Origin of the sequence: Segatella baroniae DSM 16972 = JCM 13447 (genome assembly GCF_000426585.1) — a bacterium.
Lineage (GTDB): Bacteria > Bacteroidota > Bacteroidia > Bacteroidales > Bacteroidaceae > Prevotella > Prevotella baroniae.
Map to the genome: position 1 here is coordinate 46541 of NZ_AUFQ01000015.1, position 20534 is coordinate 67074.

General features: G+C 58.6%; 13 protein-coding genes. 9 read left to right on the forward strand and 4 right to left on the reverse strand.

Features of this window, described 5'->3' with window-relative positions; all coding sequences use genetic code 11:
• Positions 1 to 77: 77 nt before the first annotated feature.
• The 4 genes from dtd to mnmG form a co-directional block, all read right to left on the reverse strand.
• On the reverse strand, positions 78 to 530 hold the full coding sequence (dtd, locus tag K334_RS0109955; RefSeq protein WP_025882145.1) for a D-aminoacyl-tRNA deacylase: 453 nt from the start codon (positions 528 to 530) through the stop codon (positions 78 to 80).
• A gap of 73 nt (positions 531 to 603) precedes the next feature.
• The gene (gene uvrC / locus K334_RS0109960; RefSeq protein WP_025882146.1) at positions 604 to 2445 is read right to left on the reverse strand and encodes an excinuclease ABC subunit UvrC; all 1842 of its coding nucleotides are present in this window, start codon (positions 2443 to 2445) and stop codon (positions 604 to 606) included.
• 114 nt (positions 2446 to 2559) lie between these two features.
• Positions 2560 to 3090 (reverse strand): adenine phosphoribosyltransferase, encoded by a 531-nt coding sequence (locus K334_RS0109965; RefSeq protein ID WP_021590751.1) that lies wholly within the window; start codon positions 3088 to 3090, stop codon positions 2560 to 2562.
• Positions 3091 to 3657: 567 nt separating this feature from the next.
• Positions 3658 to 5529, reverse strand: coding sequence for a tRNA uridine-5-carboxymethylaminomethyl(34) synthesis enzyme MnmG (mnmG, locus tag K334_RS0109970; protein ID WP_027444905.1), 1872 nt, complete (start codon positions 5527 to 5529; stop codon positions 3658 to 3660).
• A gap of 234 nt (positions 5530 to 5763) precedes the next feature.
• Between mnmG and K334_RS0109975 the strand changes: the two genes are divergently transcribed.
• The 9 genes from K334_RS0109975 (at position 5764) to K334_RS13875 (ending at position 20350) form a co-directional block, all read left to right on the forward strand.
• A complete protein-coding gene (locus K334_RS0109975) occupies positions 5764 to 6450 on the forward strand; it encodes a fumarate reductase (protein ID WP_025882187.1) in 687 nt (228 codons plus the stop codon).
• Positions 6451 to 6515: 65 nt separating this feature from the next.
• A complete protein-coding gene (locus K334_RS0109980; RefSeq protein ID WP_021590789.1) occupies positions 6516 to 8498 on the forward strand; it encodes a fumarate reductase/succinate dehydrogenase flavoprotein subunit in 1983 nt (660 codons plus the stop codon).
• Positions 8499 to 8731: 233 nt separating this feature from the next.
• Positions 8732 to 9490 (forward strand): succinate dehydrogenase/fumarate reductase iron-sulfur subunit, encoded by a 759-nt coding sequence (locus tag K334_RS0109990; protein WP_025882186.1) that lies wholly within the window; start codon positions 8732 to 8734, stop codon positions 9488 to 9490.
• Between the two features lie 453 nt (positions 9491 to 9943).
• The gene (locus K334_RS14855) at positions 9944 to 10084 is read left to right on the forward strand and encodes a hypothetical protein (RefSeq protein ID WP_154655590.1); all 141 of its coding nucleotides are present in this window, start codon (positions 9944 to 9946) and stop codon (positions 10082 to 10084) included.
• 1734 nt (positions 10085 to 11818) lie between these two features.
• A complete protein-coding gene (locus K334_RS0110005) occupies positions 11819 to 13138 on the forward strand; it encodes a HEAT repeat domain-containing protein (RefSeq protein WP_154655591.1) in 1320 nt (439 codons plus the stop codon).
• Positions 13139 to 13209: 71 nt separating this feature from the next.
• Positions 13210 to 14721: a glycosyltransferase family 2 protein gene (locus K334_RS13865; protein ID WP_051218724.1), complete on the forward strand. Its 1512-nt coding sequence runs from the start codon at positions 13210 to 13212 to the stop codon at positions 14719 to 14721.
• A 28-nt stretch (positions 14722 to 14749) separates the two neighbouring features.
• Positions 14750 to 17698: a tetratricopeptide repeat protein gene (locus tag K334_RS13870; RefSeq protein WP_051218725.1), complete on the forward strand. Its 2949-nt coding sequence runs from the start codon at positions 14750 to 14752 to the stop codon at positions 17696 to 17698.
• A complete protein-coding gene (locus K334_RS0110020) occupies positions 17667 to 19763 on the forward strand; it encodes a DUF4838 domain-containing protein (RefSeq protein WP_051218726.1) in 2097 nt (698 codons plus the stop codon). The genes K334_RS13870 and K334_RS0110020 overlap by 32 nt, the downstream gene beginning before the upstream one ends.
• Positions 19760 to 20350 (forward strand): DUF1573 domain-containing protein, encoded by a 591-nt coding sequence (locus K334_RS13875; RefSeq protein ID WP_021590749.1) that lies wholly within the window; start codon positions 19760 to 19762, stop codon positions 20348 to 20350. The genes K334_RS0110020 and K334_RS13875 overlap by 4 nt, the downstream gene beginning before the upstream one ends.
• Positions 20351 to 20534 lie beyond the last annotated feature (184 nt).

The following is a 20534-nucleotide window of genomic DNA, read 5'->3' on the forward strand; positions in this document are numbered from 1 at the left end:
TTTGTTTTATGGCTATTGTCCTCTCCGCATTTTCCCGCTGATAGCCCTCCCTCCCTTTGGGAGGGTCGGGGTAGGTCTTACTCCCTCCTCTTGCTATCCATCACGATCGTCACGGGGCCGTCGTTGAGCAGTTCCACCTTCATGTCGGCGCCGAACTCGCCCGTGCCGACAGGCTTCCCGATGGCTTCGGAGAGGCGGGCGCAGAAGGACTCGTAGAGCGGGATGGAATGCTCGTGGCGGGCCGCGCGCAGCCAGCTGGGGCGGTTGCCCTTCTTGTAACTGGCGAAGAGCGTGAACTGCGAGACCACCAGCAGGTCGCCCGCAGTGTCGAGGATGGAGCGGTTCATCACGCCGTCCGCGTCGTCGAAGATGCGCAGGTTGACGACTTTACGGGCCAGCCAGTCCACATCTTCCTGTCCGTCGGCCTCCTCAATGCCCACCAGGAGCAGCAGCCCGGGGCCGATGGCCGACTTCACCTGTCCGTCGATGGTGACCGAAGCGTGGCCAACACGCTGAATGATAATTCTCATTATATACTAATTGGTTGATTATCAGTAATTTATTGTCGATAAGACGCCTTCTTTCCGTTCGTTGCTTCTCCCTTCATTCTTCCCCTTTCACTTCCCAATGCGCCTTCAGCAAGCGTGCTTTGGCCGCGCCTACCACTTCGGCCAGCTGTGTTTCATCGGCTTCTTTCATGCGCTTGACGCTCTTAAAGGCCGCCATGAGGGCCTCACGGGCCTTGGGGCCAATGCCTTTGATGTCGTCTAACTCACTGTGAATCTGATGTTTAGACCGCTTGTTGCGATGAAAGGCAATGGCGTAGCGGTGCACTTCGTCCTGAATATGCGTCAGCACGTGGAAGAGTTCGCTCTTCACGTCGAGCGCCACCACCTGCGGCGGGAAGCCGAAGAGCAGTTCGTTGGTGCGGTGGCGGTCGTCCTTGGCTAGTCCCGCAATCGGAATCGGCAGTTTCAGTTCGTCCTCCACCACCTCGCGCACCACGTTCATCTGGCCTACGCCGCCGTCCGTGATGATGAGGTCGGGCAGAGGCGTCTGTTCCTCCACCATGCGGCTGTAGCGTCGGCGCACCACCTCCTGCATCGAGGCATAGTCGTCAGGCCCCGTCACGGTGCGGATGTTGTACTTCCGGTAGTCCTTTTTCGAGGGTTTCATGCCCTTGAACACCACGCATCCCGCCACGGCGTCGGTGCCCGAAATGTTGCTGTTGTCGAAGCATTCTATCTGGTAGGGCAGCTTCGGCAACTGCAATTTCTGCTGCAATTCCTTCATCAGTCGCGTCTGTTTCTGTTCAGGATTGAGCTTCTCGGCCTGCTTCAGTCGGTCGAATTTATACTGTTTTCCGTTCATTTCGCTGAGGTCGAGCAGGTGCTTCTTGTCTCCCCGCTGCGGGATGAAAAACTCCGCGTCCTTCAGTTTCCACGTCATCTCCATCGGCACGATGATCTCCTTGGCGTGGCTGTGGAAGCGTTCGCGAATCTCCGGAATCGCCGTGATGAGCAGCTCCTCGTCCGTTTCGTCCAACTTGCGCTTGTATTCAAAGGTGAAACTCTGGTTGATGGTGCCGTTCTTGACGTGTATGTAGTTGATATAGGCGTTTTTACTGCTGTCGTCGTCCACGATGGTGAAGACGTCGACGTCGTCGATCGTGTGGCTCACCACCTCACTTTTCGACACAAATTCGTCCAGCAAGACATACTTCCGCTTCAGTTCCTCGGCCCTCTCGAACTGCAGCAGCTCCGCGTTTTTCATCATTTCTTCGTAGAGCCACTTGCTCACCTGCCGCGTGTTGCCCTTCAGAATCTCCCGTGCCTGCCGCATGTTCTCCTGGTAGTCCTCATAGCTTTGCTTGTCGATGCAGGGCGCGCCGCAGTTGTGGATGTGGTATTCCAAGCACGGCCTGTACTTCCCTGCCGCCACTCCCTCCTTCGTGATGGGCTGCCGGCACGTGCGCGGCTTGTAGAGTTTCTTGATGAGTTCCAATACCGCGTACATGCTGGCGATGTGGGGATAAGGCCCGAAGTACGTGCCGAAGCGCTTGTTGATGGTGCGCGTCTTGAAGATGCGGGGGAAATACTCGTTCGTCACGCAGATACTGGGGTAGGTCTTGCCGTCCTTCAGCAGCACGTTGTAGCGCGGATTGTACTTCTTGATGAGGCTGTTTTCGAGCAGCAGGGCGTCTTCCTCCGTGTTGACGACCGTATAACTGATGTCGTGAATCTTCGACACCAGCACCTTGGTCTTGTATCTGTCCACCTCTTTGTGGAAATACGACGCCACCCTTCGCTTCAGACTCTTGGCCTTGCCCACATATATGATAATGTGGTCGGCGTCGTAGAACTGATAGCTACCCGGCTTCTCAGGCATGTTGAGCACGATGTTCTTGAGCCGAGCCAGCCTTTTTTCGTTTTCTTCTTTCGTCAAGGTGTTGTGGGGGTTGTGGGGTTGTGGGGTTGTGGGGGTGTTAGGATGAATAGTTTGCCCTACAGCGGACAGAAAAGGTAACCATTCATCCCGTCATCCCAGCACCCCTACAACCTAAAATTCCAGCAACGACGTAATCTCCACATCCTTGTCGAAGGCTTCGCGGCTGTGTGGAAATTCGCTGTTGAGTTCGATGATGAAGTTGGCATACACCTTTTTGGGGCCGAACTTGCGCACCAGGTCGCAGGCCGCCTTCATCGTTCCGCCGGTGGCCAGGAGGTCGTCGTGGAGCAATATCACGTCGTCGGCCGTGATGGCGTCCTTGTGGATTTCGATGGTGTCTATGCCATATTCCTTCGCGTAGCTCTCCTGCACCGTCTCGCACGGCAGTTTTCCGGGCTTGCGGCAGAGCACGACGCCCGCGCCCAGACGCACCGCGAGGGCCGACGACATCACGAAGCCGCGGCTTTCAATGCCCACAATCTTCGTGATACCCTTGTCCTTGTAAAGTTCATACATTTCTTCGAGAATCTCCTTCAGCGCATCCGGGTTCTTGAATAGCGTGGTGACGTCGCGGAAATTGACGCCTTTGATCGGCCAATCCGGTATGCACCGCAGATTGTCGAGTAATACTTGTTTGTTCATTTTATTATTGATATGATATTTGTAATTATCTGATTGATGTATGCCCGCAGCGAAGGGGCTTGCCGACGCTTTTTCAAAAGCTGTCCTTTTGCCTTCTCAAAGCTGCCCTTTTGGCTTGTAAAAGCAGCGCTTTTGAATCCTCAAAGCTGTGCTTTTAAAAACCCAAAGCCGTGCTTCCGGAACCTACCCAGGCCCTCCCAAGAACCAACCCCGGCCCTCCCAAAGGGAGGGTGGACTATCAGCGGGGAATGGCGGAGAGGACAATAGTCTTAAAACAAACCATTCATCCCGACACCCTCACAACCCAACAACCCTCACACACACTGTTCATCCCAACAACCTGACAGCCCAACAACCCTCACACACACTATTCATCCCAACACCCCGACAACCAACAACCTGGCAACCTCTAACCTTTACGCTTCCCTTTAATGTTTAATCGATTGGGAATCAGTCCGTTATTTGTGTGTAAGTTTCACGTGAAACATGGATCGTTTACGGTGAAACATTCTGTGGTGGCAGGCCTTTGACGGCCAGGCGGGGCTACTTTGGAGGTGGGACGGAAGGCTATCTTCCGAGCAACACCAGCATGACATTGATGTCGCTCGGGCTTACCCCCGGGATGCGGCTGGCTTCCGCCAAGGTGTCGGGCTGAATGCGCTGGAGCTTCTGGCGGCCTTCTGTGCTGATTTCGTGAAGTTCGTTGTAGTTGAAACGACCTCTTATCTTGATGTTTTCCAGGCGGTGCATCTTGTCGGCAATCATCCGTTCGCGGTCGATATAGCCCTGGTATTTCATCTTTATTTCCGCGGCTTCGGCGATTTCTTCCTTCCGGTTTTCGGGAGAATCGAGCTTTTCGCGCAATGCGGGGATGATGGCTGCCAACTGCTTGAGGTCTATGTGCGGGCGTGCGACCAATTCGATGAGCTTGCAGCCGGCACGGAGTGGGGTGGTGCCGATGGCTTCCAGCGCGCCGTTGATTTCCGTCGGTTTAATCGGGAATGAACGGCAGAAATCCATGAGTTCATCGATGTCCTGCTTTTTCTGCATCCACCAGTCGTAGCGGGCACGTGTGACCACCCCTAATCGATAAGCTTTCTCGGTGAGACGGGCGTCTGCGTCGTCCTGGCGCAGCAAGATACGGTATTCCGCACGCGACGTGAACATGCGGTAAGGTTCGTCCACACCTTTTGTGGTGAGGTCGTCGATGAGCACGCCGATGTAGCTTTCGTCGCGCCGCATCACGAACGGTTCGCCGCCCCCGCAGCGCAATGCCGCGTTGACGCCGGCCACCCAGCCTTGTCCTCCGGCCTCCTCGTAGCCCGTGGTGCCGTTCACCTGTCCGGCGAAGAACAGCCCCGGCACCACTTTCGACTCCAGCGAGTGGCGCAGTTGAGTAGGGTCGAAGTAGTCATATTCTATTGCGTAGCCCGGCCGGTACACCTTGGCGTCGCGCAAGGCCGGTATTTTGTGGAGGGCGTCGAGCTGCACCTGCATCGGCATGCTCGACGAAAAACCGTTCAAATACATTTCGTTGGTGTCCTCCCCCTCGGGTTCGAGGAAGAGCGGGTGTTGGTCTTTGTCGGGGAAGGTGACCAGCTTCGTCTCGATGGAAGGGCAGTAGCGCGGCCCCGTGCTCTGTATCTGGCCGTTGAAAAGCGGCGAGTCGGTCAGTCCGGAACGCAACGTCTCGTGCACCTCCGCGTTGGTGTAGCACGTCCAGCAGGGCAGTTGCTTGAGCACGCGGCGCGGCCCCATGTAGCTGAACTGGTGGAAGTCGGCCTCGCCGGGCTGCACTTCCATATCCTCGAAATGAACGCTTCGTCGGTCGATGCGCACCGGTGTGCCCGTCTTCATGCGTGCCGCGTTGATACCGTGGCGCGTGACGCTCTCGGTGAAGTGGCGCACGGCCGGTTCGGCGCAGCGTCCCCCCTCCACCATCCGGCGTCCCACGTGCATGAGTCCGTTGAGGAACGTGCCCGCCGTGACGACCACGCTCTTGGCCTGGAACTCCACGCCCCAGACCGTGCGCACGCCCACGGCCTCGCCGTTCTCCACCAACAGTTCGTCGGCCTGGTCCTGCCAGATGTCGAGACCGTCGATGTTGTCGAGCGTTTCGCGCCATTTCCAGATGAACTTGCCGCGGTCGCACTGGGCGCGTGGGCTCCAAACGGCCGGTCCCTTGCCCCGGTTGAGCATGCGGAACTGGATGGCCGTGGCGTCCGTCACGTGCCCCATCTCGCCCCCCAAGGCGTCGATTTCGCGCACAATCTGGCCCTTGGCAATGCCGCCCACGGCTGGGTTGCAACTCATTTGTCCGATTTTGTTCATGTCCATCGTCATCAGGCATGTCGTGGCGCCCATGCGGGCCGCCGCCGCCGCCGCCTCGCAACCCGCGTGGCCGCCCCCGATGACGAGCACATCGTAAGAATACGTCATTGTAGGAAGATTCTTCTATTTTTCGGCAAAAGTAAGAAATTAAATTGAATTTTTATGAAATGGCTTTGAATTATCGGTTTATTGTACTAATTTTGCACACGAATCATGCGGGTGAAATACCTACTTTAAGGTATTGTGAAATAGCTTTCGCGGCGTATTTGCCCGTCGTCGTACAATTCATTCCTGTCAGATCGTAACGTTTAAATTTAATAAATAATTAAAAATCAATCATTTATGTGGTTAATCAATTCATCTGTCGGTAGAAAAGTCGTCATGTCCGTAACAGGCCTTGCGCTGATTCTATTCCTGACGTTCCACGGTTGCATGAACGTAGTGGCGCTTTTCTCCGGAGAAGCTTACAATGCGATCTGCGAATTGCTGGGTGCCAATTGGTATGCGGTCGCCGCAACGGTAGGCCTGGCCGCGCTGGCAGTTTGTCACATCGTCTACGCGTTCATCCTGACCGCACAGAACCGTCGTGCCCGCGGCAGCGAACGCTATGCCGTCACCTCCAAGCCCGAGAAGGTGGAGTGGGCCAGCCAGAACATGCTTGTGCTGGGTCTCGTCATCCTGCTCGGACTGCTGCTCCATCTCTTCAATTTCTGGTTTAACATGATGTTTGCCGAACTTACCGGCATGACAGTCGCCCACAGCCCCTCTGACGGTTTCGCCTTCATTCAGGACACATTCGCGAATCCCGTCTACGTCGTGCTCTACATCATCTGGCTCGCCGCGCTCTGGTTCCACCTCACACACGGCTTCTGGAGTGCCATGCAGACCTTCGGCTGGAGCGGAAAGACGTGGCTCGACCGCTGGAAGACGATCGGTTGGGTCTATTCCACGCTGCTCATGCTGGCCTTTCTCGTCGTGGTGCTGGCCTTCGCCTTCGGTTGCGCGCCCAGTCTCGGCTGCGCCATCTAATCTTTAACAACACGTGTTCCGCCGCCGGCGACGAGCCGCGGCCGTCATTCTAAAATCTTTAAATTATGACCAAGACATTAAATTCCAGAATACCTGAAGGACCGGTGGCCGAGAAGTGGACCAACTACAAGGCTCACCAGCGTCTGGTTAACCCCAAGAACAAACTGAAACTCGACGTCATCGTCGTCGGCACCGGTCTGGCCGGGGCTTCGGCTGCCGCCACGCTCGGCGAGATGGGCTTCAACGTCCTCAACTTCTGCATCCAGGACTCCCCCCGTCGCGCGCACTCCATCGCCGCCCAGGGAGGTATCAACGCCGCCAAGAACTACCAGAACGACGGCGACTCCGTATATCGACTCTTCTACGACACCGTGAAGGGCGGCGACTATCGTGCCCGCGAGGCCAACGTCTACCGTCTGGCAGAGGTCAGCAACGACATCATCGACCAGTGCGTGGCTCAGGGCGTGCCCTTCGCACGCGAATACGGCGGCATGCTGGCCAACCGCTCGTTCGGCGGCGCGCAGGTGAGCCGCACCTTCTATGCCAAGGGACAGACCGGCCAGCAGCTGCTGCTCGGCGCCTATTCTTCGCTCAGCGCGCAGGTGCAGACCGGCAAGGTGAAGCTCTTCACCCGCTATGAGATGGAAGACGTCGTGATTGTCGACGGCCACGCCCGCGGCATCATCGCCAAGAACCTCGTCACCGGCCAGCTCGAACGCTTCACGGCCAACGCCGTGGTCATCGCCACGGGCGGTTACGGCAACGCCTACTTCCTTTCCACCAACGCCATGGGTTGCAACTGCACCGCCGCCATCCAGGCCTATCGCAAGGGCGCCTACATGGCCAATCCCTGCTACGTGCAGATTCATCCCACCTGCATACCCGTTCACGGCGACAAGCAGAGCAAGCTGACGCTCATGTCAGAGTCGCTGCGCAACGACGGCCGCATCTGGGTGCCCAAGAAGCTGGAGGACGCCAAGAAGCTGCAGGCCGGCGAAATCAAGGGTTCCGACATTCCCGAGGAAGACCGCGACTACTATCTGGAGCGCCGCTACCCGGCCTTCGGCAACCTGGTGCCCCGTGACGTGGCGTCGCGTGCCGCCAAGGAGCGTTGCGACAAGGGCTTCGGCGTGAACAACACCGGCCTGGCCGTGTTCCTCGACTTCTCCGAATCGATCAACCGCCTCGGTATCGACCAGATTCTCCAGCGCTACGGCAACCTCTTCGACATGTATGAGGAGATCACCGACGTCAATCCGGGCGAACTGGCCAGGGAAATCAACGGCGTGAAATACTACAATCCGATGATGATCTTCCCCGCCATCCACTATACGATGGGCGGAATCTGGGTCGACTACGAGCTGCAGACCACCATTCCGGGCCTCTTCGCCATCGGCGAGTGTAACTTCTCCGACCACGGGGCCAACCGTCTCGGCGCGTCGGCGTTGATGCAGGGCTTGGCCGACGGCTACTTCGTGCTGCCCTACACCATCCAGAACTACCTGGCCGACCAGGCTCTCTGGCCGAAGGTGGAGACCGACCGCGCCGAGTTTGCCGAGGCCGAAGCCGGCGTGCAGAAGGAAATAGACCGCCTGATGGCCATCCAGGGCAAGCGTTCCGTGGACTCCATCCACAAGGAACTGGGCCATATCATGTGGGAACACGTGGGCATGGGCCGTACCAAGGAGGGCCTGGAAGAGGGTCTGAAGCTGCTGAAGGAATTGCGCGAGGAGTTCGACAAGAACCTCTTCATCCCCGGATCGAAGGAAGGTTTGAACGTGGAACTCGACAAGGCGATCCACTTGCGCGACTTCATCCTCATGGGTGAGCTGGTGGCCTACGACGCCCTGCACCGCGAGGAGAGCTGCGGCGGCCACTTCCGCGAGGAGCACCAGACGGAGGAAGGCGAAGCCAAGCGCGACGACGAAGGCTTCTTCTACGTGGGTTGCTGGGAATACCAAGGCGACGACCGCAAGGCTCCCGAACTCGTGAAGGAACCGCTTGAGTATGAGGCAATCAAGGTGCAGACACGTAACTACAAGAATTAGAAGTTGCCTCTCCCCGGCCCCTCCCGCGCAGCGAGGGGGGAACCATCCGGCTTGAGCTTGATGACGGAAGCCGGAAAGGCTGCAAGCAGGATGGCGGGAGTAAACAAAACATTCATTAACCAACATTAAAAAGGAGAAGTCAACAACCCTCCGGCGTCCTTCCGCAGGCCGGAAACAAGATGCGGACAGCTTCAGGCCCCACGACGGGCACGGAGGGAGAGGCTTTAAAGTATATGGCAAAGAATATTTCATTCACGATAAAATATTGGAAGCAGAACGGTCCCAAGGACCAGGGCCATTTCGACACGCACGAAATGAAGAACATTCCCGACGACACGTCGTTCCTCGAAATGCTCGACATCCTCAATGAGGAGCTCATCGAGGCCGGTCAGGAACCCTTCGTGTTCGACCACGACTGCCGCGAAGGTATCTGCGGCATGTGCTCGCTCTACATCAACGGCACGCCCCACGGCAAGACGGAGCGCGGAGCCACCACCTGCCAGCTCTACATGCGCCGCTTCAACGACGGCGACGTCATCACCGTGGAGCCTTGGCGTTCGGCCGGTTTCCCCGTCATTAAGGACTGCATGGTGGACCGTTCGGCCTTCGACAAGATCATCCAGGCCGGCGGCTACACCACCATCCGCACCGGACAGGCCCAGGACGCCAACGCCATCCTCATCCCGAAGGACAACGCCGACGAGGCCATGGACTGCGCCACGTGCATCGGTTGCGGCGCCTGCGTGGCCGCCTGCAAGAACGGTTCGGCCATGCTCTTCGTCAGTTCCAAGGTGAGCCAGCTGGCCTTGCTGCCACAGGGCCGTCCCGAGGCCGCCAAGCGCGCCAAGGCGATGATTGCCAGGATGGACGAGCTGGGCTTCGGCAACTGCACCAACACCCGTGCCTGCGAAGCCGTGTGCCCCAAGAACGAGTCCATCGCCAACATCGCGCGCCTGAACCGCGAGTTCATCTGCGCCAAGCTGAACGACTAAAGACCCACGATTACACGCTGAAAGCATGCCTTTCTCGTCTCATTTGCTGTGAGATGAGAAAGGCGTTTTCGTGTTATGGCGACGCAACGGAGCCTCTTTTCCAACTTGCCCGACGGTCGAATGCCCGCCCACAACCGGCATGCCTGTCTTTGGGCGGTTCGGGGCGAGAGAAGCCGGGCCGGCCGGCTGCCGCAGGTCGGTAGGGTCTTTTGCCACCAACGGGTCGTTGGGGAATGGTCATGGTGCATTGCGTATGCAATCCGCGTTTATTGCGCCTGCAACCGCCTTGGCGGTTGGTCCTTTTGTAGGACAGGGTTGTGAGCGCAGCGAGCTACCCTGTCTGGGACGTGGCGACAAGGAACTAGGCCGAAGGTCTTGGTCTTTTTTACGTTTGTGGTGCTTGTTGTCGGGTGTAAAGGGTGAGCCGTCAGCATTGCCAATGGATTTTGAAGCATGGGGAGGCACGAGCTGCAAGGGCGATATGATGGTCATGGTTGCGGACGGCTGCCCATCCGTGGCGGACGGGCAGGCTCGCATATCGGCACCCGAGGCCTTCCTGCGGGTGTTGAAGCCGGCGGCTTCACCTCTCCGTAACCCCCGGTCATGCCGCAGGATGACCGGGGGAGGTGTGCCCGCCATCCATCCGTCGACCCTGAAGGGGTCGCCCACCATCATCACGGCTGTCTTTGGGCGACCCTTCCAGGGTCGATTTCCGCTTGGTCTTCTATCCCCTGGTCACTCCGCTTCGCAGAGATGACCAGGGGTTACTGAGCGATGAAGCCTCCGGCTTCACTTCCTGCGCCGCCTGCGACAGGCATTTCCTTATGCCCAATCGATGTATAGGGACATGCTCATGGTGCATTGCGCCTGCAACCGCATGTACTGTGCATACAACCGCCTGTTCTGTGTATGCAATCGCATGTACTGTGCATGCAACCTCCTGTTCTGTGCATGCAATCGCCTGTACTCCGCCTGCTATCGCCCTGGCGGTTGGTCCTTTTGTAGGACAGGGTTGTGAGCGAAGCGAACTACCCTGTCTGGGACGTGGCGGCAAGAAACTAGGCCGAAGGCCTTGGTCTTTTTATGTTTGTGGCGATTGTTGTCGGGTGTAATGGGTGAGTTGTCGGAGTTGCCAATTGGCTTTTGAAGCAAGCGGGCACATGCAACAAAGGTGAATATGATGGGCATGCGCATTGATTTAAAACACGATTTCCCGCAAAAAGCGATGATTCAAATGTAAAAAGACCAAGACCTTCGGCCTAGCTCCCTCCATCACAGACCAGGCAGGGTAGCTCGCTTCGCTCACAACCCTGTCCTACAAAAGGACCAACTGCTACGCAGTAGCCCTGCAATCCCATGCAGAGTAATGGCCAAAATCTTGCATGCCCGAACGACCGTCAGGCGGTAGCTGGTGGAATGCGTCTCTGTCCTCACTCCCTGTCCCCCCTCAAACGGGCCAACTGCTATGAAGTGGAGCAATCGAAAAGTGAGCGATGGAGTGGGCGACGTCCCTGGAATGGCCGCCAAAATGCTTCTCATAGCCCTCAACTGCCTGACCTTAGTCGCAAGCGGCCTTGTTTTCACGCCATGCCCGTGGGGTGGAAGTCCTCAACTGTCAAGGCCTTAGCCTTAAGCGGCCCTGCTTTCGTGTCGAGGTTGGCGGCGGCAGGCCTACGAGAAGGTTGCGATTGCAACGAAAAACGCTTTCTTTCGTAAACCAAGCGTTGTGATTCGGTTTTTATTTTATAAAGAAAGTTAAATAGAAGAGGTAGATATTAATATTCATTATCACATCAACGGGAATGTTGTGTACCCACGGTAAATGGTTTACCTTTGTGCCGCAATTTATGTTTTTCGGATATATATGCGCCGAAATCTTATAGAGAGTCATTGTCATGAACTGGCCTTTCTTCATGGAAGCATGAGGTCATTCTAACAGAAAAATATCGAAGAGCGTAGGGGAAACGCCCCTGCAGAGAGTTAATAGAGAGCAATGAGATTCATAAAAGGCCAAGTTCTTTCTACGACATGAATAGGTATTAGTGAAATCAGAAGGCATGCGCCTTTATTTGCAATATATGTGAGCCCGCCACGTAGGTTGGCGGCGGACCCCGGCCTGTTGACAATAGAGGCCTACCCTTGGAATGGAGCGAGCGGACATGCTTTCCGGCTCCGGATAACGAAGAGAGTCATCAATAAAGGATAAAGCATTGTTGATTTTTCTGTATTAAATTCTTTTAACGCCGATGGCTTGTAGCTGTTGATAATTAATTATACTTTCGTGACAAAGTGTCGCCGGGATAACGGCCGAGACAGAGGTGATATTCTATGAAGATCAAGATTTTATTGATACTCTTTGCATTGGTCGTTCTCGTGACGGTCGTCGGAGTAGCCATACACGCCAAGATGGTAGGAAGCACTTCGTTTTCTATTGCACAGAACTCCTTCGTGGAACCCGGTACGCTGACCCGCGACTTCTCCGTCTTCGACGCGATTCGCTACAACGGCTACCAGTTCACGTCCTGGTTCAACGTATATCCCCTGGTGGTGCGCATCTCCTACCTCGTCGTAGTGAGCAGTATCCTCGTGTGGTTGTTCACCGTGGTGAAGATTCTCGTCAACCAATGGTTCGACCGCCGTCGGCAACGAATCTTCTCACATCTCTACGAACAGTACTACGACACGCTGAACGAGATCCTCTATTCGGGGCGGCGCATGAGCAAGGAGGAAATCGTTAAGCGCATGGCCCTGCCCAAAGACTACGCCATCAGTTCGCAGCGCGAGCTCGACTTTTGGTTCCGCATCTACATTGTAGACCATGTGAAGCGCGTGCGTGAGGTCAACCGCAGCAACGAAATGATCCTGCTGCGCGTGCTCCACATGCGCGAATATCTGGAGCACACGCTGCTCGAAGGCACCACCAGCCAGCGCATCAGCGTGATGCAGGCCGTGCGCTACCTGAGCATACCCATGAACGGCGGCCTCGTGGCCCGTCTGGTCAACACCAAGAACTACCTTCTCAGGCGCGAGGCACGGCTCTTCTACATGATCAACACCTACGACGAACCCTTCGAGATGATTGACAACGACGAGACGTTCACCCTCTGGGACCGCATGGAAATCCACCTGATGATGTCCCAGACCAATGCCATGGGCAAGCCCCTGCCGCCCTTCTACGCCCAGATACAGCAGACCAAGGACATCCCCAACAAGGCCTTCCTCATCCAGGAGCTCGGCTACTTCGGCGCCCCGGAGGACATAGAGCTGCTGCTGCAGTATCTCGACTCCACCGACGACCGCATCTTCCGCGCCGTCGTGAAGAGCTTTGCCCATCGCGAATACGAACCGGCCGTCGAGCCCATCAAGGCCAACTACCGCCGGTCGTCGCCCCACACGCGCCGTCTCATCCTGCGGTCGCTGCTCAAGATACACGCCGGCGACGACATCGAGGACTTCTACGCCTGGTGCTACGACGTGTCGCCCGACTTCAAGACCAAGCGCGCCATCCTCCGCTGCCTGTGGGAGTACAGCCTCCGCGGCAAGCGCAAGGTCGTGTTGCTGCGCCGGGCCGCCTCGCCCAAGGAGCAGGTGCTCTTCCTGCACATACAGAACGAGATCCTGCGGTCCACCGAGGCCATCAAGCTTTAGCGTCGACCGACGGCCGGGAAGCCCCCGCCTGTCGGCGACGATGTTCCATCAGAAAAGTCTTTTACAGATATATGTGGCAATTAATATTAGATATCTACGGCTACGTCATCTTCTTCTACTCCATGACGCTGATCGTTTCCTACGTCATCCTCATGCTGTTGGCCCAGAAGGGCATATTCACCCAGTATGACGAGATAGAGGAAAGCTACGCCAAACATATCGTATGGAACAACCCCTATACGCCCGGCGTGTCCATCGTGGCCCCCGCCTTCAATGAGGAGAAGACCATCATCGACAACGTCGAGTCGCTCCTCATGCAGGACTACCCGCTCTTCGAGGTCGTCATCGTCAACGACGGCAGCCGCGACTCTACGCTGGAGAAGCTCATCACCAACTTCGAGCTGGAGAAAGTGCCCTTCAACTACGTGGAACACATCCACACCAAGCCCTTCAAGGCCCTTTACCGCTCGCGCAATCCGAAGTACTACCAGCTCACCGTCGTCGACAAGGAGAACGGTGGCACCAAGGCCGACTCCATCAACGCGGGCCTCAACGTGGCCTCCTATCCCTATTTCGTCAACACCGACGTGGACTGCATCCTCAGTCCCGACGCCATCTTCCAGTGCATGTTGCCCGTGATGAGCGACTCCAAGATTGTCGCCGTCAGCGGAATGATGACCATGAGCAACGGCTGCGAGGTCGACCATGGCGTCATCACCAAGGTGCAGCCGCCCACGACGCCCATCTCGCTCTTCCAGGAGCTGGAGTATCTGCGCTCCTTCATGGTCGGCAAGATGGGATGGTCGGCCATCAACGCCATGTCCAACGTGTCGGGAGGCTACGGGCTCTTCAGCCGCGAGGTCGTCATGGCTGCCGGCGGCTACGGTTCCGACTCCTTCGCCGAGGACATGGACATGCTGCTGCGCATCATGGGCTACTGCTGCGAGAACAACATCGACTACCGCGTGGTGCAGATACCCAAGGTGTGCTGCCGAACCGAAGGTCCGGGCAACATCCGAATGCTCAACCGCCAGCGCACGCGCTGGGGTCGTGGACTGATCCAGACCTTCCACTACCACTTCCACATGCTCGGCAACCACAAGTACCACCGCGTGGGGCTCATCACGCTGCCCTACGTGTTCGTCTTCGAGTTCCTGGCACCCGTCATCGAGGCCGTCGGCTTCTTCATGTTCATCTACCTGGCCATCACCGGTGGCATCAACTGGGAGATGGCCTGGCTCATCTTCGCCGCCATCTACACGTTCAGCGTCATGCTGTCGTTCGTCGTCATCTTCTACACCTACGAAGCCAAGTGCACCTACACGAGCCTCAAGTCGTTCGTTCCGCTCATGCTGGCCGCGCTCGTAGAGCCGTTCCTCTACCATCCCATGCTGGTGTTCTTCTCCATCAAGGGCTATTTCAACTATCTCACCGGCAAGAAGGCCGTATGGCATTCCATCGCCCGAAAGGGATACAAGAGCGGCGACGCCCAGACCGGCGGAACCTCTTCCCCCAATCCATCGAATACTACGACGGATACTGACGCCGGACAGCTGGCCGGCGTGGGCCCCATCCCCTCTTAGAAGTACGTAACTCCTTCCATCTGACATTATGTTGAAGAAACTCATCCTCTCTCTGGTCGTCACAATGACCGCCATCGTCTCCCTGGCCATCCTTCCCTTCGGCGACAGCCACACCGTAGGCTATTACAACAGCAACGCCCGCGTGCTGCTGAAGAACAAGGATTTCTCCGCCGCCCAGAAGCTGTTGGAGCGTGGTCTGAAGGACTATCCCACCGCGTCGGGGCTCAACGGCATGATGGGTCGCATCTATTATGAACGCAAGCTGTTCGACAAGGCCCGCTACTATCTGTTCCGCGCCGTCAGGGAAGACCGCGAGAACCGCGAGGCCAAGCAGCTGCTGGTCAACGTCGAGGAGTTTACGGGCAACTATTCGAGCGCCATCTGCTACATCAACGAGCTGCTGCAGATGGCTCCCTACGAGAAGACGCTGTGGATCAAGAAGATAGGTATCTACCGCATCCAGGGCAACCACGTCGAGGCCGACCGTCTGTTGCGCCGCCTGGTGCAGGTCTATCCCAGCGACAAGTCGCTCGTGCGCCGCTTCCAGGGCCGCGTGGAGGAGAACGTCGCCGCCGCCCGCAAGTCGGGAAAGCTCGGCGACGCCATCGCCAACCTGCGCCAACTTGTCCGGCTGTCCCCCAACGACCCCGCCAACTATCTGCAATTGAGCAACCTGCAGTTGCAGGCTGGACTCTCCGAAGAGGCCCTCGCCACCGTGGGCGAAGGCCTTCAGGCGTCGCCCGGCAACGCCGCGCTGGCCGAGAAGCGTGTCGGCATTCTGGCCGGCCTTCACCGCTACGCCGAGGCCCTTGAGTTTCTGACCACCCATCTCCGGTCGCATCCCAACGCCCGCCTGGCCTCCATGGTGAGCGGGCTGCGCGAATCGGCGGCCGCCGACGCCATGGCTGCCGACCCCTATGTGGCCTACGGCCGCCTCTATGAGAGCAGCAAGTCGACCGAAGCCCTCAACTTCATGCTCAACACCTCCGTGGCTCGCGGCTATGTGAGCGACGCCCTCTACTATCTGGGCGAGGCCCGCAAGCGGCAGGGCAACACCCCGGGCCTGCTCTACAAGGAGTTTGAAATCTACAAGCGCATCGGCGACGACCGCAAGGCCGTGGCCCTGCTCGAAAAACTCCTCCGGTTGCAGCCCCGCAATGCCGAAGTGGCCGATGAATTGGCCTCTTTTCGGCTCCGGCAGGCCTCCGACCTGATGGTCACGATGGACTATGTGGAGGCCATTCCGCTGCTCGACTTCGTCGCCCGCCGCGCCACCGACCGCGAACTCGTGCAGAGCGCCATGAACAAGAAGTACACCTGCTACTTCGAGACGCGCCGCTACAAGGACGCCTCGGCCCTGCTCGACACCATCCACGCCCGTTTTCCCAAGCAGCCCCGCAACTATTACGTGCAGCGGGCCACCCTCCTCGCCCAGCAGGGCAAGAGCATTGAGGCCCTGGCGCTGCTCGAAAACGCGCTCGACAGCACCTCCACCGACGACAACCACGCCCTCTATCTCTCCACCTACGAGACCATCGCCGTGCCCTTCATCAAGAATCTCATCGCCGTCGGGGCCGCCAAGACGGCCATGGACGCCAGCGAGCGTTTCCTCCGCATCATGCCGTCGTCCCACGACGGACTGCTCTACGCCATCAACTGCGCCGCCCTGCTGCACCGCGACATAGACTACGGACAGTACACGCAGATGGCGCTCAACTATTATCCCGACGACGTGGCCTTCCGCGTGAAGCGCGCAGCCTACCTCGGCAGCCGCAAACGCTACGACGAAGCCCTCGGCCAGTTGCGCCCGTGGCTCGACACCTACGTCGGCGACAGCATTCTCATCGGCTCATTCTCGGCCCACAGCGAACTGCTGGCCCACACCCACATCAAGCGGCACGAGGGCCGGCGCGCCATCGCCGTGCTCGACTCGGCCCTTCTCTACGACGCAGCCAACCGCACGCTGCTCTATACCAAGGGTCTGGCCTATGAAAGCATGAAGCAGTACGACTCCGCCTACGTGTATCAGAAGTACTATCAGCCCTCGCTCATGGAGGTGAGCGGCCACAAGCTCCATCTCGATGAATTGGCCACAAAGGACGCCGACAACCTGCTCAGCCTGGAATATCGGCACGCCCGCTACGGCGAGGCCGACGTGATGACGGCCGCCGCCATGGTGGGCTACACCCGCAAGCTGGAGCGCAACGCCTACACGGCCCGTCTCAGCTATGCCGGCCGCGACGGCCGCGACGTGGGCAACACCGCCGAGAGCTACGCGCCGGGCGGCGTGGGCCTGCAAGCGCAGCTGGAGTGGGAGCACACGTTCTCCGACAAGTGGTCGGGCATGGTCAACGCGGCCGTGGCCAACCGCTACTTCCCGTCGTTCAGCGCCAATGCGCGCCTCCAGCGCACGCTACCCTACGACTGGGTGGCCGACGTCCATGCAGGTTATCGCCGCGTGGAGACCAACATGCGCGACTTCAGCTTCAACCAGAATACCCAAGAATGGCAGTTCTCGCACTGGAACACCGACCACAAGCACATGCTCAACCTTGGTGTGGGCGCCACGAAGAGCTTCGACCAGTTCTCCCTCGGCGGCAAGGCCGACCTCGTTTCCTATGCCGGCAAGTTGTGCTACAGCGGTGTCGTGGTCGGAAAATACTTCCCCTTGCAGAGCCGTTTGCTCGATTTGACCGCGTCGGCGGGTATCAGTTCGGCCCCCGAGACCACCATTCTCGACGCCGCGCTCCCCGGAACGTTCGACAAGACCAACACGATGGTGAGCCTGGGTGGCAGCTATCTGCTGTTCCACAACATGACTTTCCGGCTCGAGGGCATTTGGAACACCTTCACCAACACCACCGTCTCGCCCGAACCCGCCGATTCCAACAATCCGGCAGCCGGCTTTTACAACGTGTTTAAAACCAGTTACAAGAACCTCTTCCATGTCGATGCCTCGCTCATCATCTCTTTCTAAGTGGCGAAGCCGGCTCCACACGCCGCTGCTGCTGGCCGTCCTCCTGCTCCTGTCGTGCTCCAACGCGTCGCAGGACAAGGAGTTGCGGGCCTTCAGCAGCTATGCCGTGACGCCCTTGGACGAGGATGACAAGCTCGACGTGAAGTGGGCCGACTATCTGGCCTCCCATCTGGAGAAGCGGGGGGCAGTCGCCGGCCTGGTAGGCAGCCAGCCCGGCGAGGACGCCCTGCTGCTGCGTGTCGATCTGGACCCGTCCTTGAAGGAGGGATTCAGCTGGCAGTGGAGCCGCAGCGGCGTGCTGACGCTCCGCGCCCGTGACCAGGAACGCATGCTCTGGCTGCAATATCAGGCCATTTCATCGATAGGAAAGGCCGACATCCGCTTTGAGGTGGGCGACATTCCGCCCCCTTCCGTGGCCATTGCCGACGACGGTGAAGGCGACTTTCCCTTTGAATATCGAAGCATCTACTCCCCGTCCAACCGCAACGAAGACCTCATGCCCATCCTGGGCTGCGGCAACATCGACTACGACTGGGCGCTCTGGGGGCACAACCTGGGCAAGGCCTTGGGCGAAAACCTGCCCGACGACGCCTTCGCGCTCGTAGACGGGGCACGCGACCACGACCAGTTCTGCTTCTCTTCGCCCGAAATCTACGGGCGGCTGGAGCACTTCGTTATCGACCAATACGGCGAAGGCGCAGCCGACGACGGCCAGCGTTTCGCCATCATGCCCAACGACAACGCCGTCGTCTGCGGGTGCGAACGTTGCAAAAAGCTCGGAAACACCGCCGTGTCGGCCTCCCCCGCCGTGTCGGCCCTCATCGAAAGACTGGCCCGCCGCTTCCCCCATCATCTCTTCTTCACCTCTTCCTACGCGTCGGTGAAGGAGCCGCCGTCGAAGACCATGCCCGCCAATGTGGGCGTTCTCATCAGCGCGATGGACCTGCCGATGGCCAATCCGCTGCCTGACAGGGCGCGCGAGGACTTCAGCCGGCTCGTGAAGCGGTGGCGGCAGACCGTCGACCGCATCTACGTGTGGGACTACATGCGCAACTTCGACGACTATCTGACGCCCTATCCGCTGCTCTCGGCCGTGCGCGGCAGGCTGCAGCTCTACCGCGAGCTGGGCGTGCGCGGCGTCGTCTTCAACGGCAGCGGCGAGGATTACGCCACCTTCGACGACATGCAGACCTTTGCCGTGGCCGCGCTCATGCTCCGCCCCGACTGCGAGGTCGAACCGCTGGTCGAGGCCTACTTCGACAAATACTTCCCCAAGAGCGGCCCGCAGCTCGCCGACTACTGCCTGCAACTGGAAAGGTCGGCCCGCACGCTGCCCTTCTACGGCGGCATTGCCGACATGGCGGCGGCCGGTCTCGACCCCGCGGGGTTCATGAAATTCTTCAACGCGCTCGACAAAGCGTCGAAAACCATCAAGGGCGACGAGCGCAAAAGGCTCAACAAACTGCTCACGGGACTCAATTTCACGGTGCTCGAACTGCAGCGTTCGCCCCTCGTCCGCCCCGACAAGGAACTTGTGGCTACCAGCCTTGAGAACCTCGGAGGCCACAGCTACTTCCCCGACATGGCGCAGTATCGCGAAGCCGAAGGCTCCCTGAAGGACTACCTGGCCTATTACGCCGCCCATCCGTCCTTCGTCGGGCGTCCCGTAGGGCTGTCGTGTGCTAACGTTCCCCAGCTCACCGACGGCTATGTGGGCTCGCCCTACGACTACCACACCAACTGGCGCATCAGCCCGTCGCCCGTCGACACCGTGCGCCTCACGTGCGAGAAGCCGTCAGGCAGCCTGCGGGTGTCGTTCCTCCACGCCTCCCGATGGCACATCTACCAGCCGTCCTCCGTCACCTTGTGGCAGGACGGCCGCCAACTGGCCGAGGCCCGTTCGCCCCAGCCCGCGCTGAACCGGAAGTCGGAAGGCTTCCACCGCGTCACCTATACGCTCCCCCTCACCCGAGTCCGTGCGGACAGGCCCTTCGAGCTGCGCGTCAGCCGCATGGAAGGCCGTGGCAAGACCACCACCGCATGTGATGAAATAGAAATCAGATGAAGATGAACGCAAAGATACTCCTTCTACTCCTGTTTTTCGTCGCCCTCCTCTCCGGCTGCGCCCGCAAGGTGGGGCCGACGGAAGTGACCGTCGTCGACTCCGTGCGCCACTACCGCCCGCTGCTGCTGGGCGAGGAACTCACGATGCACTACGATGTCACCAACGTGGGTAAAGAACCCTTGGTCGTCAACGACATCCAGCCCTCGTGCGGCTGCATCCTCACCAACATGAGCAGCAACCTCATCATCCTGCCGGGCGAGACCAAGCGGCTCGTCTTCACCTACAACAGTTCGGGCAACACAGGTTACGTGAAGCACACCATCCGCATCTACGGCAACGTGCTGCCCAAGGGCGAGATCGATCTCGTGTTCGACATCAACATCATGCCGCCGAGCGCCGACACGCCCGACTACGAGGAGCTCTACAACCGCCAGCTGGAGAAGGACAAGGCCAAAGGGGGCAAGGACGCCGTAGACGGCAACCACGTGGACTACTACACCGACGAGGTGTTTGAAGACGACAACGTGAACGAGAACACCATCGGCAAGACGCTGCGCGAGAAGGCCAACGCCGCCGCCAGAAAGTAGTAGCTGCTTCCAAGCCCTCCGCCGCAGGGAGGGCTTGGCGCCTGTTTGAAGCGAATGGCGCAAGGCCATGAGGGTCCTCCGCCCTGCGATGGCGGGTGGGAGGCGGCCTGTTTCGCATTCCCCGGTTGCTTTTTGCTTTCCCCCGCTTGTTGCCTGACTTGCGCCGCGTCGTTGGCACGGTGGA